Annotated in this window: 15 protein-coding genes and 3 tRNA genes; 8 read left to right on the top strand and 10 right to left on the bottom strand. The window is 66.7% G+C overall.

Annotated features, from left to right (window positions below):
- Positions 1–371 precede the first annotated feature (371 nt).
- From N878_RS24590 to N878_RS24585, 3 genes are all read left to right on the top strand, one after another.
- Complete coding sequence (locus N878_RS24590) at positions 372–1,283, top strand: DMT family transporter (RefSeq protein WP_021446131.1); 912 nt, start codon at positions 372–374, stop codon at positions 1,281–1,283.
- A 133-nt stretch (positions 1,284–1,416) separates the two neighbouring features.
- Positions 1,417–1,575, top strand: a complete 159-nt coding sequence (locus N878_RS28695) for a hypothetical protein (RefSeq protein ID WP_021446130.1) — start codon at positions 1,417–1,419, stop codon at positions 1,573–1,575.
- A 179-nt stretch (positions 1,576–1,754) separates the two neighbouring features.
- Positions 1,755–1,831 (top strand) — tRNA-Met (locus tag N878_RS24585).
- An 81-nt stretch (positions 1,832–1,912) separates the two neighbouring features.
- On the opposite strand, the gene N878_RS24580 is transcribed toward N878_RS24585, so the two are convergent.
- From N878_RS24580 to N878_RS24535, 10 genes are all read right to left on the bottom strand, one after another.
- Positions 1,913–2,557 (bottom strand): MBL fold metallo-hydrolase, encoded by a 645-nt coding sequence (locus N878_RS24580; protein WP_021446129.1) that lies wholly within the window; start codon positions 2,555–2,557, stop codon positions 1,913–1,915.
- Positions 2,558–2,854: 297 nt separating this feature from the next.
- On the bottom strand, positions 2,855–3,955 hold the full coding sequence (gene ychF / locus N878_RS24575) for a redox-regulated ATPase YchF (protein ID WP_021446127.1): 1,101 nt from the start codon (positions 3,953–3,955) through the stop codon (positions 2,855–2,857).
- Positions 3,956–3,980: 25 nt separating this feature from the next.
- Positions 3,981–4,571, bottom strand: coding sequence for an aminoacyl-tRNA hydrolase (gene pth, locus N878_RS24570; protein ID WP_031304062.1), 591 nt, complete (start codon positions 4,569–4,571; stop codon positions 3,981–3,983).
- Positions 4,572–4,634: 63 nt separating this feature from the next.
- Positions 4,635–5,234 carry a 50S ribosomal protein L25/general stress protein Ctc gene (locus N878_RS24565; protein ID WP_021446125.1) on the bottom strand — a complete coding sequence of 200 codons (600 nt, stop codon included), beginning with the start codon at positions 5,232–5,234 and terminating at the stop codon, positions 4,635–4,637.
- Positions 5,235–5,342: 108 nt separating this feature from the next.
- Positions 5,343–6,284 carry a ribose-phosphate pyrophosphokinase gene (locus N878_RS24560; RefSeq protein WP_003244667.1) on the bottom strand — a complete coding sequence of 314 codons (942 nt, stop codon included), beginning with the start codon at positions 6,282–6,284 and terminating at the stop codon, positions 5,343–5,345.
- A gap of 45 nt (positions 6,285–6,329) precedes the next feature.
- Positions 6,330–6,404, bottom strand: a tRNA-Gln gene (locus tag N878_RS24555).
- 56 nt (positions 6,405–6,460) lie between these two features.
- Positions 6,461–6,535: transfer RNA gene (locus N878_RS24550), tRNA-Gln, on the bottom strand.
- Between the two features lie 26 nt (positions 6,536–6,561).
- Complete coding sequence (gene ispE / locus N878_RS24545; protein WP_021446124.1) at positions 6,562–7,437, bottom strand: 4-(cytidine 5'-diphospho)-2-C-methyl-D-erythritol kinase; 876 nt, start codon at positions 7,435–7,437, stop codon at positions 6,562–6,564.
- Between the two features lie 169 nt (positions 7,438–7,606).
- The gene (lolB, locus tag N878_RS24540) at positions 7,607–8,224 is read right to left on the bottom strand and encodes a lipoprotein insertase outer membrane protein LolB (protein ID WP_021446123.1); all 618 of its coding nucleotides are present in this window, start codon (positions 8,222–8,224) and stop codon (positions 7,607–7,609) included.
- On the bottom strand, positions 8,224–9,951 hold the full coding sequence (locus N878_RS24535) for a tetratricopeptide repeat protein (RefSeq protein ID WP_031304061.1): 1,728 nt from the start codon (positions 9,949–9,951) through the stop codon (positions 8,224–8,226). Before N878_RS24535 ends, lolB begins: the two co-directional genes overlap by 1 nt.
- A 198-nt stretch (positions 9,952–10,149) precedes the next feature.
- Between N878_RS24535 and hemA the strand changes: the two genes are divergently transcribed.
- The 5 genes from hemA to N878_RS24510 all read left to right on the top strand — a co-directional run.
- Positions 10,150–11,430 (top strand): glutamyl-tRNA reductase, encoded by a 1,281-nt coding sequence (gene hemA, locus N878_RS24530; RefSeq protein ID WP_021446121.1) that lies wholly within the window; start codon positions 10,150–10,152, stop codon positions 11,428–11,430.
- A complete protein-coding gene (gene prfA / locus N878_RS24525; RefSeq protein WP_031304060.1) occupies positions 11,427–12,509 on the top strand; it encodes a peptide chain release factor 1 in 1,083 nt (360 codons plus the stop codon). Before hemA ends, prfA begins: the two co-directional genes overlap by 4 nt.
- A gap of 173 nt (positions 12,510–12,682) precedes the next feature.
- On the top strand, positions 12,683–13,516 hold the full coding sequence (prmC, locus tag N878_RS24520) for a peptide chain release factor N(5)-glutamine methyltransferase (RefSeq protein WP_021446119.1): 834 nt from the start codon (positions 12,683–12,685) through the stop codon (positions 13,514–13,516).
- Between the two features lie 7 nt (positions 13,517–13,523).
- Positions 13,524–14,282 carry a molybdopterin-synthase adenylyltransferase MoeB gene (locus tag N878_RS24515; RefSeq protein WP_021446118.1) on the top strand — a complete coding sequence of 253 codons (759 nt, stop codon included), beginning with the start codon at positions 13,524–13,526 and terminating at the stop codon, positions 14,280–14,282.
- The coding region (locus tag N878_RS24510; RefSeq protein ID WP_021446117.1) for an aspartate/glutamate racemase family protein at positions 14,272–14,579 on the top strand (308 nt) is incomplete at its 3' end. The genes N878_RS24515 and N878_RS24510, both read left to right, overlap by 11 nt.

Here is a 14,579-nt window from a genome sequence, read left to right as displayed (position 1 = left end):
CGCTGCAATGGGGCGCCAGCGCGGTGATCCTGGCCGGCCTGCTGCTGATCCTCTGGCTGCTGACCCGACCGCTGCGCCGCCCCAGACGAGTCGAGCCAGCGGCGGCGTCGGGCGCATCGCCGGATTGATGCACCGCCTTCAGGGGGCGCCGTGTGCACCAAGGCTCGACGCTTCGCCCGCAGGGTGCGCCGTGCGCACCGAGGCTCGACGCCCCCGGCGCCTGCCCCGCAACCTTGCCAAGCCCCCACTGCCTCCGTATGGTGCAAGGCCGCCCGATCCGGAAGCGACGCCATGCTGGCTCAGCACAACCCATGCCCTGGCCGCGCCCCGCGGGCCGTAAATTTCGCCGACTGCCCGCTGCGCCAAGCCCAATGAATTCGCTCAACCCTTCCCGTCCGCTGGCCCTGTTCGGCCTGCTGCTGGCCGTGCTCTGCTGGTCCGGCAACGCCCTGGTGGCGCGCGCCTTCGCCGGCGAGATCCCGCCCTTCGCCCTGTCGTTCTGGCGCTGGAGCCTGGCCCTGGCGCTGCTGCTGCCCTTCGTCGCCCTGCCGCTGTGGCGCCACCGCCAGCAACTCAAGGCCGCCGGCTGGCGCCTGCTGCTGGTCGCCGGCCTCGGCATCGCCGGCTACAACTCGCTGCTCTACAGCGCGGCGCAGACCACCGCGGCGATCAACATCACCCTGGTCAACACCTGCCTGCCGCTGATGACCTTTATCGGCGCCGGCCTGCTGCTCGGCGAATGGCCGGCGCGGCGCGCCTGGTGGGGCATGGCCCTGGCCGCCATCGGCCTGCTGGTGCTGATCGCCCAGGGCCAGTGGAGCCGTCTGGCCAGCCTGTCGTTCAACCGCGGCGACCTGATCATGCTGCTCGCCGTGGCCGACTGGGCGCTGTACTCCCTGCTGCTGCGGCGCTGGTCCGGCTACCTGCACGCCATCCCGCCGCTGGCGCTGCTCGGCGTGCTGATCCTGCTCGGCGTGCCGCTGATCCTGCCGTTCTACCTGTACGAACTGAGCCAGGGCGCGCACTTCGCCAGCACCCCGAGCAACCTCGCCGCCATCGCCTACACCGCGGTGTTCGCCTCGCTGCTGGCCTACCTGGCCTGGAACCACGGGGTCAAGGTCATCGGCGCGGCCAAGGCGGCGCTGTCCAACTACCTGATGCCGGTCTTCACCGCGCTGCTCGGCTGGCTGCTGCTGGGCGAAGGCCTGCAGCCCTACCACTGGGCCGGCGCCACGCTGATCTTCGCCGGCCTGCTGCTGGCCACCCGCCCGGGCAAGGCCTGAGCGAACTGCTGCGCGGCGCAGGAGCCGGCTTGCCGGCGTGCGCCGCTCGTCTCCCCGCCGCACCGCACGCACGATATTTACCCGGCTCATCTGTCTAACCGCCTTGGGGGATAACCGCAGAGGAGACCCCGCCATGTTCAGACCGATGCTCCCCCTGTTCGCCCTCGCTGTGCTGATCGCCCTCAGCGGCTCATCCTGTCACGACCACCACCCACGCGGCGATGGCGGCGAGATGTCGCAACAGAAGCAGGAAAAACCGCGCAGCCCCACGGGCGGTGGCGGGGGCTATTGAGCGCTTGCGAGAGGGATTGCGCCTGAGCCCGGTTCGCCTGCCGGGCGTTCGCCGCCGGCTGGCGCAAGCCTGCTCCCGGCCGCCGCATGCAGCCCGGCTAACCGCTTGATAAAGCGTAAATTTATCTAGGGTTCAGGGTTGACAGTCGCCACCGAGACGCGGAAAATGCGCGCCACGTTGGCTACATAGCTCAGTCGGTTAGAGCGCAGCATTCATAATGCTGATGTCCCAGGTTCAAGTCCCGGTGTAGCCACCATAAATTTCAAGGGGTTAGCGCAAGCTAACCCCTTTTTGTTTGGGCGCGAAAAATTGCGCCATATGACGCCGAGTTACCCCTTCAACGCATTAGTCGTTCCAGCGCGTCATCCACATGCGCCTGCCATTCCCCCTGGCCCATTTCCTGGTAACCGTTGCTGCCGGCGAAGGCGCTGCCGATGACCAGGTCGGGCTGCAGATCGCGCAGGCCGGTGATGCTGGCGGCCATGGTCTGGCGGTCTGCGGGGCTGTTGTGGCCGGGAATAAAGCCGGCCTTCCAGCTGCCGTCTGCGCTGCGGTACAGGGTGTCGCCGGTGAACAGGTAGCGCTGCCCGGTCGGGCTATGCACCAGAAAGCAGGTGCTGCCGGGGCTGTGCCCGGGAGTGGGGATCACGTCGATATTGCCGAGCAGCGTTTCGCGGTCGCCGAACAGGATGTCTGGTGTGACGAAGCGGGCGAATTCCGCCTGCTCCCGGCGGTGGCCGCCAAGCCGGGTGCCGAAGCGCTGGCGGATCTGCAGCAGCGAGTCGCCCAGTTCGTCGCGGTGACTGAGCAATTGGTAGGCGACGCCGCCCAGCTCGCCCATCCGTTCTATCTCCTGCTGCAGGCTGGTGTTGTAGAACAGCAGGTTGCCGGCCTCGCGGGTCAGCAGGTAGGCATGGGTGGTCAGGCCCGGCATGGGGGTCTCGGTGGCGGTTTCCCAGAGGTCGTCTCGAATCTGTTGCATGGCTGGCTCCTTGGTCTTGGGAGGGATGGAGGCCAGCCTAGGACCTCAAGTTAGGTTGAGGTCAAGGGTGAGGAGGGCGGCTGAGGGGCTCGCTTGGCGGGTGTATGGCGTCGTCGGCGATCGCGGGGCGTGGCTCCCGCTGGAGGAGGGCCGGGCGTGAAAGGCTTGCTGTCACCTGTAGGAGCGGATTTACCCGCGGTTTTCATGAAGGAATCCCGAATAACTTCGCTCCTACGGATCGTGGGCGAGGCAAAGAAAACCCCGCCGAAGCGGGGTTTCTTTATGCGCTGACAAGGCTCAGACGTTGAAGCGGAAGTGCATCACGTCGCCGTCCTTGACGATGTAGTCCTTGCCTTCCAGGCGCCATTTGCCGGCTTCCTTGGCGCCGGCTTCGCCCTTGTAGGCGATGAAGTCGTCGTAGGCGACCACTTCGGCGCGGATAAAGCCTTTCTCGAAGTCGGTGTGGATCACGGCGGCGGCCTGCGGGGCGGTGGCGCCGACGCGCACGGTCCAGGCGCGTACTTCCTTCACCCCGGCGGTGAAGTAGGTCTGCAGGTTGAGCAGCGAGTAACCGGCGCGAATCACGCGGTTCAGGCCCGGCTCTTCCATGCCCATGGTTTCGAGGAACATCTGCATCTCTTCCAGATCGTCCAGTTCGGCGATCTCGGCCTCGATCTTATTGCACACCGGCACGACGATGGCGCCTTCTTCCTTGGCGATGGCGTTGACCACGTCGAGGTGCGGGTTGTTCTCGAAGCCGTCTTCGGCGACGTTGGCGATGTACATCACCGGCTTGGTGGTGAGCAGGTGGAAGGTCTTGGCCAGGCGTTTCTCGTCGTCGCCCAGGTCCTTCAGCAGGCTGCGCGCGGGCTTGCCTTCGGTGAAGTGGGGGATGAGTTTTTCCAGCAGGGCCTTCTGCGCCACGGCTTCCTTGTCGCCGCCCTTGGCGGTGCGGGCGACGCGCTGCAGCTGCTTCTCGCAGCTGTCGAGGTCGGCCATGATCAGTTCCAGGTCGATGATCTCGATGTCGCGCTTGGGGTCGACGCTGTTGGCGACGTGGATGACATTCTCGTCTTCGAAGCAGCGCACCACGTGGGCGATGGCGTCGGTCTCGCGGATATTGGCGAGGAACTTGTTGCCCAGGCCTTCACCTTTCGACGCGCCCGCTACCAGGCCGGCGATGTCGACGAATTCCATGGTGGTGGGGATGACCTTCTCCGGCTTGACGATCTCGGCCAGGGCGTCCAGGCGGCTATCGGGCATCGGTACGATGCCGCTGTTCGGCTCGATGGTGCAGAAGGGGAAGTTTTCCGCGGCGATGCCGGATTTGGTGAGGGCGTTGAACAGGGTGGACTTGCCGACGTTGGGCAGGCCGACGATGCCGCAGTTGAATCCCATGATGTGTCCCTCGAGGGAAAGGTGGTTACTTGGTGGCCTTCTGGCTGTGCAGCTTCTGCATCGCGCGGGTCCAGTCGCCTGCGAGGATGTCGGGCAGCACGCCGAGGGCGAAGTCGATGCTTTGGTCGAGCAGTTCCTGTTCGCTGCGTGGGGCGCGTCCGAGCACGTAGCCGGAAACCAGGCTGGCGTGCCCCGGGTGGCCGATGCCGAGCCGCAGGCGATGGAAGTTATTCTGGTTGCCGAGCTGGGCGATGATGTCGCGCAGGCCGTTGTGTCCGCCGTGGCCGCCGCCCTGTTTGAGCTTGGCGATGCCGGGCGGCATGTCGAGTTCGTCGTGGGCCACCAGGATCTCTTCGGGCTTGATCTTGAAGAAATTGGCCAGGGCCGCCACGGACTGGCCGCTGCGGTTCATGTAGGTGGTGGGGATGAGCAGACGAACTTCGCGTCCCTGGTGGTTGAACTTGCCCACCAGGCCGAAATACTTGCGATCGACGCTGAGGTTGACGCGCTGGCTGTCCGCCACGCGCTCAACGAAAAGGGCCCCTGCATTGTGCCGGGTCTGGTCGTATTCGGGGCCGGGGTTACCCAGGCCAACGATCAGTTGTACGGCAGTCATACAGGAGCCCTTTCGAGGAAATCGCCCGGCGTGATCGCCTACCGGGCGGGTTCCGCGCTGCGATTACTCGGCAGCGCCTTCTTCTTTCACGCGGCTGGCGTGGATGTTGGCCACGGCCAGGTCGTTACCGTGAGCCAGTGCGACCAGCTCGACGCCTTTCGGCAGCTTGAGGTCGGACAGGTGAACGGTCTGACCGACTTCTACGGCAGCCAGGTCGACTTCGAGGAATTCCGGCAGGTCTTGCGGCTGGCAGGAAACTTCGACTTCGTTGATGGTGTGGGAGACTTCGCCGCCCTGCTGCTTCACGCCAACGGAGGTAGCTTCGTTGAGGAAGTGCAGCGGTACGTGGGCGCTCAGCTTCTGGCCGGCGACGACGCGCTGGAAGTCGGCGTGCAGGACGAAGCCTTTGGCCGGGTGGCGCTGCAGGGCCTTGATCACCACGTTTTCGGTGGTGCCGGCAACGTTCAGGGCCAGTACGTGGCTGAAAGCGGCTTCGTTTTCCAGCAGCTTGGCCAGCTGGTTGGTCAGCAGGCTGATGGATTGCGGGGCCTTGTCGCCACCGTAGATCACGGCAGGAACCAGGTTGGCGTTACGACGCAGGCGGCGGCTCGCACCTTTCCCCAGGTCGGAACGCACTTCGGCATTCAGGGTAAAGTCAGTCATTGCATTTCTCCAAAATAACCAAACCGCCTGCACGCTTGCGACCAGCGTTGGGCGGTAGGGCAAAAAGCCCCGCACGAGGCGGGGCAGTGTTGATCTGGCCTGTTCCGCTTAGCGGAACATGGCGCTGATCGATTCTTCGTTGCTGATGCGGCGGACCGCTTCGGCGACGACCGGGGCGATGTCGAGCTGGCGAATGCGCGAGCAGGACTGTGCCGCAGCGGACAGCGGGATGGTGTTGGTGACCACCAGCTCGTCCAGGACGGAATTCTCGATGTTCTCGATGGCGCGGCCGGACAGCACCGGGTGGGTGCAGTAGGCGTAGACCTTGGCGGCGCCGCGCTCTTTCAGCGCCTTGGCGGCGTGGCAGAGGGTGCCGGCGGTGTCGACCATGTCGTCGACCAGGATGCAGGTACGGCCTTCGACGTCGCCGATGATGTGCATCACTTCGGACTGGTTGGCCTTCTCGCGACGCTTGTCGATGATCGCCAGGTCGACGCCCAGGCTCTTGGCCACGGCGCGGGCGCGGACGACGCCGCCGATGTCGGGGGAGACGATCATCAGGTTGTCGAAGCGCTGGTCTTCGATGTCGTCGACCAGGACCGGGGAGCCGTAGATGTTGTCCACCGGAATGTCGAAGAAACCCTGGATCTGGTCGGCGTGCAGGTCGACGGTCAGTACGCGGTCGATGCCGACCACGGTGAGCATGTCGGCCACTACCTTGGCGCTGATCGCCACGCGCGCGGAACGCGGACGGCGATCCTGGCGGGCGTAACCGAAGTAGGGGATGACCGCGGTGATGCGGGTCGCCGAGGAACGGCGGAAGGCATCGGCCATCACTACCAGTTCCATCAGGTTGTCGTTGGTGGGCGCACAGGTCGGCTGAATCAGGAACACGTCCTTGCCGCGGACGTTCTCGTTGATTTCGATCATGACTTCGCCGTCGGAAAACTTGCCGACCGAAGCATCGCCGAGGGGAATGTGCAGCTGACGAACGATCCGTCGCGCCAGATCGGGGTTTGCGTTCCCCGTGAAGACCATCATCTTGGACACGCGCAGTACCTGCCGGCTGGGGTATACCTGGATGGGTATGGAAAATGGCAGGGGCGGCTGGATTCGAACCAACGCATGGCAGGATCAAAACCTGCTGCCTTACCGCTTGGCGACGCCCCTATATTCTGTGTCGAACGCTGTGTGATCCGGCTGGCGATGCCTCCCGTGGGAGGTTATGGCAGGGGCGGCTGGATTCGAACCAACGCATGGCAGGATCAAAACCTGCTGCCTTACCGCTTGGCGACGCCCCTGTATCGTATAACCGAATGCTCAGCATTCACTTCTTGGCCAATGCTTGGAGCCTGCGGTGCAGCATCGAGATGTTGCGACCTTGAGCGACAAAGCTCGGCAGAGTGCCTGGAAGTTGGCGGGCGACTTTATCAGCATCGTCCCGCTTTGGGAAGCTCCCAAATACGCAAGCTCCAGTGCCGGTCAATCTAGCTGAAACAAATTTGTTCAACAAGATCAAAGCGTTACGAACCTCTGGGTAACGCTTCTCGACCACCGGCTGGCAGTCGTTTCGACCACCCCCCGCAAGAAGGCTGCGAACTTTAATGGGCGGCGTATCCCGTGTCAACTCGGGCGCGCCGAAAACTTCTGCTGTGCTGACAAAGACTTGCGGCACGGCGACGAGGAACCAGGGCTCGTCCAGTTCGACCGGCGTGAGGCGCTCGCCGACGCCCTCGGCGAAGGCCGCGCGGCCGCGCACGAACACCGGTACGTCGGCGCCCAGGGCCAGGCCCAGCTCGGCCAGGCGCTCCTCGCCGAGCTGGGTGTGCCACAGGTGGTCGAGACCGAGCAGGGTGGTAGCGGCGTCCGAGCTGCCGCCACCGATGCCGCCGCCCATGGGCAGGCGCTTGTCCAGCCAGATATCGGCGCCGAGCGCGGTGCCGGAGGCCTGCTGCAGGCGCCTGGCGGCGCGCACGATCAGGTTGCTGTCGTGCGGCACGCCGTCGATGGGCGTGTGCAGGCGGATTTCGCCGTCCTGGCGGACGCTGAAGCCGAGCTCGTCGCCGTGGTCGAGAAACTGGAACAGGGTCTGCAGCTCGTGATAGCCGTCGGCGCGGCGGCCGAGGATATGCAGCATCAGGTTGAGCTTGGCCGGGGCGGGCAGGGTCAGTTCGGCGTGGGCGGGGATGGGCGTGGCGGTCATAGGTGCAAGTTGGCGAATTGTGGGGGCGGGAGAGGGCGGGCTACGGCTTTTAGCTTGTAGGGTGGATGACGCTTTTCCAGCCACCGGCTGCGGTGGAAGACGCTTCGCGGTTTTCCACCCTAGGTGCGATTACGTCGTCATTCCCCGGATTTCATCCGGGCTAAGGAAACTACTGCCCCAGCAGACGCGGTTGCCAGTCCTTGATCACCAGGGTCACTTCCAGGTCCTGGCCGTACAGCTTGAGGCGCTCGGGCAGGGCGTAGCCGTTCTGCTGGGCGTAGCGCTGGTATTCCACCTGCCAGCCGTCCTGCTCCAGGCGCGCCAGGTGGCTGTCGCCGTCGAGGGTCAGGCGGCTGCGGCTGTCCGGTGCGGGCAGGCCGCGAATCCACCACAAGAGGTTGGACACCGGCAGGTCGAGGCGCAGCTGTTCGCGTAGCAGGGCTTCCGGCGAGGCGGCCTGGTAGCGGCCGCGGTTGGCCACTTCCAGCAGGATGTCGCCGGGGCGGCCGGTCAGGCGCGCGGCGCCGCCGCCGAGCGGGCCGGACAGGCGGATGTCGTAGTAGTCCTGGCGCTGCAGCCAGAACAGCGTGGCGCTGCCGGAATCGCGCGGGGCGCGGATGCCGATCTTGCCGCTGATCTGCCAGCCGTCGAGCTGGGTGATCTGCCGTTTGTGGGCTTGCCACTGGGCGGGGTCGCCCTGGCCTTCCAGCGCTTCGCGCGAGGTAAGGCCGGCGCAACCGGCGAGCAGGGCGATCAGGCTGAAAACGAGGAGGTGGCGCAGGAACATCAGAGCGTCTCGGAACCGGTCAGGCGCAGCAGGGTGCCGCGCAGGATGGAGCTGTCGGGGGTTTCGGCCAGTGCGTCGCGCCAGACGCGCCGGGCTTCGCGCTGTTTGCCCTGGGCCCAGAGCACTTCGCCGAGGTGGGCGGCGACTTCGTGGTCGGGGAATTTCTCCAGGGCCAGGCGCAGCAGACGTTCGGCCTCGTCGAGCCTGCCCTGGCGGTAGTTGACCCAGCCCAGGCTGTCGAGGATGGCCGGGTCGTCCGGGCTGAGCTGGTGGGCCTTCTCGATCAGCTCGCGTGCTTCTTCATAGCGCGTGGTGCGGTCGGCCAGGGTGTAGCCGAGGGCGTTGAGGGCCATGGCGTGATCCGGCTCGCGTTCGAGGATGAAGCGCAGATCGCTTTCCAGCTGGCCGAGGTCGTCGCGCTTCTCCGCCAGCATGGCGCGGGTATAGAGCAGGTTCAGATCGTTGGGGAACTGCTCCAGGCCCTGCTGGATCACGGCCCAGGCCGGTTCGACCTGGCTGCGGTTGCTCAGCGCCTCGGCCTCGATCAGGTACAGCTGGATGGCGTAGTCGGGCTGCGCCTCGCGGGCCTGGGCCAGGCGGGCGCTGGCTTCCGCGCCGCGCTGCTGGGCGAACAGCAGTTCGGCCTGGCGTTGCTGGGCCGGCAGGTAGTCGTTGCTCGGGCCGACCAGGCCGTATTCCTGCAGGGCGCTGTCGGCGTCCTCCAGGGCCTCGTAGGCGCGGCCGAGGTTGTAGTGGGCGGCGTCGACATGGCTGCGCCGCTCGACCAGTTCTTCCAGGTAGACGATGGCCTCTTCCCAGGCCTCGGCCTCCAGGCACACCAGGGCCAGGGAGAAGCGCAGGTCGTCGTCGTTGGGATTTTCCTGGACCAGGGTGGAGAACTCGCCCTTGGCCTCGTCGAGGCGATCCTGTTCCACCAGCAGGCGCGCGTAGGTCAGGCGCAGGCGCTTGTCGTCCGGGTGCTGGCGAATGCCCTTCTCCAGCAGCGGTAGGGCCTCGTCGCCGCGCTTCAGGCTCTGCAGCAGGCGTGCACGCAGCAGCAGCGGGGAGACTTCGGTCTGGCTGCTCGGCTGGCTTTCCAGCAGGGCCAGGGCTTCCTCGGCGCGGCCGTCCTGTTGCAGCAGGATGGCCTTGCCGAACAGTAGCTGGCTGTTGTCCGGGTACTTGCTCTGCAGGCGGTCGAAGCCCTGCAGCAGGCCGGCGCGGGTGTCCGGGTCGGTTTCCGCGGCGGACAGGGCGAGGAAGTCGAAATGGGTGTCGCCCTGGCGCTGCAGCACCCCTTCCATAAAGGTCATGGACTCGTCGTAGCGGCCGGCGCGCGCCAGTTGCACGGCGGCGGCGCGCTGCGCGTCGATATTGCCGGGGGCGTTCTCGGCCCAGATCAGCGCGCTGTCGAGCGCCGCCTGTTCGGCGCCGAGGTATTCGGCGATGCGGAAGGCGCGCTCGGCGACGCCGGCGTCGCCGGTGGCATTGGCCTGCTGCACGTAGTTGCCGAGGGCGATGTCGAAGCGGTTGCGCTGCCCGGCCAGCTCGGCGGTGAGCAGGGCGAACAGGGTTTCCTGGCTGAACGAGCCGTATTCGCTCGGCTCCAGCTGGGTCTTCTGGTCGGCTTCCTGCACCGGCGGGGTGCCGTCCGGCTCGCTGGGGGCGAAGGTTTGGCAACCGCCGAGCAAGGCGAGTGCGGTGAGCAACGCGAGGGGTCTGTTCATAGGGCCTTGTCGTGCGTTATTTCCGGGCGGCTGGCGCCCTGCGACGTTCGCGGCATCATGACACAAGCCATGGGGCAAGCCCACTGGCAGCGGACGCTGCGGCGAACTGTCTATTGGGACAATAGGTCGCGGTAGTTGTTCTCGCCGGGTCGAAGTAGGACAATCGCCGCCTTCCGTACTGCCCCTCAGCGACCCTGCATGGCCTTTATCGCCCTCGGTATCAACCACAAGACCGCCTCGGTAGAGGTGCGCGAGCGCGTTGCCTTCACCCCGGAGCAACTGGTCGAGGCCTTGCAGCAGCTGTGCCGGCTGACCCCCAGTCGCGAGGCGGCGATCCTCTCCACCTGCAACCGCAGCGAGCTGTACCTGGAGCAGGATCAGCTGAGCATCGACGAGGTGCTGCAGTGGCTGGCCGACTATCACCGCCTGAGCCTCGACGAGTTGCGCGCCTGCGCCTATGTGCACAGCGACAACGACGCGGTGCGCCATATGATGCGCGTGGCCTGCGGGCTGGACTCGATGGTGCTCGGCGAGCCGCAGATTCTCGGCCAGCTCAAGTCCGCCTACGCCGTGGCGCGCGAGGCCGGCACCGTCGGCCCACTGCTCGGCCGGCTGTTCCAGGCCACCTTCAGCACCGCCAAGACCGTGCGCACCGACACCGCCATCGGCGAGAACCCGGTGTCGGTGGCCTTCGCCGCGGTCAGCCTGGCCAAGCAGATCTTCGCCGACCTGCACCGCAGCCAGGCGCTGCTGATCGGCGCCGGCGAGACCATCAGCCTGGTGGCGCGCCATCTGCACGATCAGGGCATCAAGCGTATCGTGGTCGCCAACCGCACCCTGGAGCGCGCCAGCCAGCTGGCCGAGCAGTTCGGCGCGCACGCCGTGCTGCTGTCGGACATCCCCGAGGTGCTGGCGCACAGCGATATCGTCATCAGCTCCACCGCTAGCCAGCTGCCGATTCTCGGCAAAGGCGCGGTGGAAAGCGCGCTGAAAAAACGCAAGCACAAGCCGATCTTCATGGTCGACATCGCCGTGCCGCGCGATATCGAGTCGCAGGTCGGCGAGCTGGACGACGTCTACCTCTATACCGTCGACGACCTGCACGAGGTCATCGAGGAAAACCTCAAGAGCCGCCAGGGCGCGGCGCAGGCCGCCGAGGAGCTGATCGCCGCCGGCACCGAGGAGTTCATGCAGCGCCTGCGCGAGCTGGCCGCGGTGGACGTGCTCAAGGCCTACCGCCAGCAGGCCGAGCGTCTGCGCGACGAGGAGCTGGCCAAGGCCCAGCGCCTGCTGGCCAATGGTGCCAGTGCCGAAGAGGTGATGGCGCAACTGGCCCGCGGCCTGACCAACAAGCTGCTGCACGCGCCCAGTGTGCGCATGAAGAAACTCACCGCCGAAGGGCGCCTCGATGCGCTCGGTCTGGCCCAGGAACTCTTCGCCCTCGACGAGGGCGCGCCGTCCGATAAAGGTCTGCAATGAAAGCTTCACTGTTGAACAAGCTGGACAACCTCAGCGACCGCTTCGAGGAGCTGACGGCGCTGCTCGGCGACGCCGAGGTGATCGCCAAGCAGAGCCAGTTCCGCGCCTATTCCAAGGAATACGCCGAGATCGAGCCGGTGATCGCCACCTTCCGCGAACTGCGCAAGGTGCAGGGCGACCTCGAAAGCGCCCAGGCGCTGCTCAAGGACAGCGACCCGGACCTGCGCGAGATGGCCGAAGAGGAAGTGGCCCAGGCCAAGGAAGCCCTGGTCGCCCTGGAAGACAAGCTGCAGCGCATGCTGCTGCCGAAAGACCCCAACGACGGCCGCAACGTCTACCTGGAGGTGCGTGCCGGCACCGGCGGCGACGAGGCGGCGATCTTCTCCGGCGATTTGTTCCGCATGTACTCGCGCTACGCCGAGAAGCAGGGCTGGCGGGTCGAGGTGCTGTCGTGCAACGAAGGCGAGCACGGCGGCTTCAAGGAGGTGATCGCCCGCGTCGAGGGCGACAACGTCTACGCCAAGCTCAAGTTCGAGTCCGGCGCCCACCGCGTGCAGCGCGTGCCGGAAACCGAGTCCCAGGGCCGCATCCACACCTCCGCCTGCACCGTGGCGGTGCTGCCGGAGCCGGACGAGCAGGCGGCCATCGAGATCAACCCGGCCGACCTGCGCGTCGACACTTACCGCTCATCCGGCGCCGGCGGCCAGCACGTCAACACCACCGACTCGGCGATCCGCATCACCCACATTCCCACCGGCACCGTGGTGGAATGTCAGGAAGAGCGTTCGCAGCACAAGAACCGCGCCAAGGCCATGGCCTGGCTGGCGGCCAAGCTGCAGGACCAGCAGGAAGCCGCGGCGCACAAGGAAATCTCCGAGACGCGCAAGCTGCTGGTGGGCTCCGGCGACCGCTCCGAGCGCATCCGCACCTACAACTTCCCGCAGGGCCGGGTCACCGACCACCGCATCAACCTGACCCTGTATTCGCTGAACGAAGTGATCGCCGGCGGCGTCGACGCCATCATCGAGCCGCTGCTGGCCGAGTACCAGGCCGACCAGTTGGCGGCGCTGGGCGATTGAGTGCAGCCGCACGGTGCGCGCCTCGTAGGCTGCGCCGTGCGCACCCTAGCCCGGAGGCGATCCGGGAAGAGCTGACAGACCCGTAGGGTGGATGACGCTGTTTTCATCCACCATCCCGCACGGTGGGTCGATAAAGCGCGAGCTACGCGCCCGATCCGCCCTACGAGAGAACCATGGCCACCATCGAATCCCTGCTCAATACCGCCGATCTACCCGACTCGCCCACCCCGCGGCTGGACGCCGAGCTGTTGCTCGCCGCCGCCCTGGGCAAGCCGCGCAGCTACCTGCGCACCTGGCCGGAGCGCGAGCCGGATGCCGCGCAATTGGCCCGGTTTCAGGCGAGCCTGCTGCGTCGTCGCAGTGGCGAGCCGGTGGCCTATATCCTTGGCCACCAGGGCTTCTGGAGCCTGGATCTGGAGGTGGCGAGCCATACCCTGATTCCGCGCCCGGACACCGAACTGCTGGTGGAAACCGCCCTCGAGCTGCTGCCGGCCACGCCGCTGGCGGCGCTGGACCTGGGTACCGGCAGCGGCGCCATCGCCTTGGCCCTGGCCAGCGAGCGGCCGGCCTGGCGCGTCACCGGGGTGGACCGGGTGGCGGAGGCGGTGGCCCTGGCCGAGCGCAATCGCCAGCGCCTCAAGCTGGACAATGCCGAGTTTCTCCACAGCCACTGGTTCTCCGCCCTGGCCGACCGACGTTACAGCCTGATCCTCAGCAACCCGCCCTATATTCGCGCCGACGACCATCACCTCGATCAGGGCGACCTGCGTTTCGAGCCGAGCAGCGCGCTGGTCTCCGGCGCCGACGGGCTGGACGATATCCGTGTCATCATCCAGGCCGCGCCGGCCCATCTGCAGCCCGGCGGCTGGCTGCTGCTGGAGCACGGCTTCGATCAGGCCGAGGCGGTGCGCGCGCTGCTCAAAGCTGTCGGCTTCGCCGAGGTGGACAGCCGGCGTGACCTGGCCGGCCACCAGCGCATCAGTCTGGGACGTTTCCATCATGAGTGACCCCACCATGCTCAGCGACGACGAGCTGCTGCGCTACAGCCGGCAGATTCTCCTCAAACAGATCGACGTCGACGGCCAGTTGCGCCTCAAGCAGAGCCGCGCGCTGATCGTCGGCCTCGGCGGGCTCGGCTCGCCGGTGGCGCTGTACCTGGCCGCCGCCGGCGTCGGCGAGTTGCACCTGGCCGACTTCGACCGCGTCGACCTGACCAACCTGCAGCGGCAGATCGCCCACGACACAACCAGCATCGGCCAGGCCAAGGTGGATTCGGCCATGGCGCGGCTGGCCGCGATCAATCCGCAGGTGCGCCTGGTGCCGCATCGCCAGGCGCTGGACGCCGACTCGCTGGCCGCGGCGGTCGGCGGCGTCGACCTGGTGCTGGACTGCTCGGACAATTTTTCCACCCGCGAGGCGGTCAACGCCGCCTGCGTGGCCGCCGGCAAGCCGCTGGTGTCCGGCGCGGCGATCCGCCTGGAAGGCCAGCTCTCGGTATTCGATCCGCGCGACGCCGCCAGCCCCTGCTACCACTGCCTTTACGGCCACGGCAGCGAGGCCGAGCTGACCTGCAGCGAGGCCGGGGTGGTCGGCCCGCTGGTGGGCCTGGTCGGCAGCCTGCAGGCGCTGGAGGCGCTCAAGCTGCTGGCCGGCTTCGGCGAGCCGCTGGTCGGCCGCCTGCTGTTGATCGATGCCCTCGGCACGCGCTTTCGCGAGCTGCGGGTCAAGCGCGATCCGGCCTGCAACGTGTGCGGCGGTGGCGATGGCCGGTAACGCGCCGGTCGGCGTGTTCGACTCGGGGGTCGGCGGGCTGTCGGTGCTGCGCGAGATTCGCCAGTTGCTGCCGCACGAGTCGCTGCTCTACGTCGCCGACAGCGGCCACGTGCCCTACGGCGAGAAGAGCCCCGAGTTCATCCGCGAGCGCAGCCGTGCCATCGCCGAATTCCTCCTCGCCCAGGGCGCCAAGGCGCTGGTGCTGGCCTGCAACACCGCCACCGTGGCGGCGGTGGCCGAGCTGCGCGAGCGTTACCCGGCGCTGCCCATCGTCGGCATGGAGCCGGCGGTGAAGCC

Source organism: Pseudomonas sp. EGD-AK9 (assembly GCF_000465935.2).
Classification (GTDB): domain Bacteria; phylum Pseudomonadota; class Gammaproteobacteria; order Pseudomonadales; family Pseudomonadaceae; genus Aquipseudomonas.
This window is presented reverse-complemented; position numbering and strand designations above follow the sequence as displayed.

Bases quoted from the DNA above. Each gene is read 5' to 3' on its own strand.
- N878_RS24590 (WP_021446131.1), top strand. From the start codon at position 372: ATGAATTCGCTCAACCCTTCCCGTCCGCTGGCCCTGTTCGGCCTGCTG.
- N878_RS28695 (WP_021446130.1), top strand. From the start codon at position 1,417: ATGTTCAGACCGATGCTCCCCCTGTTCGCCCTCGCTGTGCTGATCGCC.
- N878_RS24580 (WP_021446129.1), bottom strand. From the start codon at position 2,557: ATGCAACAGATTCGAGACGACCTCTGGGAAACCGCCACCGAGACCCCC.
- ychF (WP_021446127.1), bottom strand. From the start codon at position 3,955: ATGGGATTCAACTGCGGCATCGTCGGCCTGCCCAACGTCGGCAAGTCC.
- pth (WP_031304062.1), bottom strand. From the start codon at position 4,571: ATGACTGCCGTACAACTGATCGTTGGCCTGGGTAACCCCGGCCCCGAA.
- N878_RS24565 (WP_021446125.1), bottom strand. From the start codon at position 5,234: ATGACTGACTTTACCCTGAATGCCGAAGTGCGTTCCGACCTGGGGAAA.
- ispE (WP_021446124.1), bottom strand. From the start codon at position 7,437: ATGACCGCCACGCCCATCCCCGCCCACGCCGAACTGACCCTGCCCGCC.
- lolB (WP_021446123.1), bottom strand. From the start codon at position 8,224: ATGTTCCTGCGCCACCTCCTCGTTTTCAGCCTGATCGCCCTGCTCGCC.
- N878_RS24535 (WP_031304061.1), bottom strand. From the start codon at position 9,951: ATGAACAGACCCCTCGCGTTGCTCACCGCACTCGCCTTGCTCGGCGGT.
- hemA (WP_021446121.1), top strand. From the start codon at position 10,150: ATGGCCTTTATCGCCCTCGGTATCAACCACAAGACCGCCTCGGTAGAG.
- prfA (WP_031304060.1), top strand. From the start codon at position 11,427: ATGAAAGCTTCACTGTTGAACAAGCTGGACAACCTCAGCGACCGCTTC.
- prmC (WP_021446119.1), top strand. From the start codon at position 12,683: ATGGCCACCATCGAATCCCTGCTCAATACCGCCGATCTACCCGACTCG.
- N878_RS24515 (WP_021446118.1), top strand. From the start codon at position 13,524: ATGCTCAGCGACGACGAGCTGCTGCGCTACAGCCGGCAGATTCTCCTC.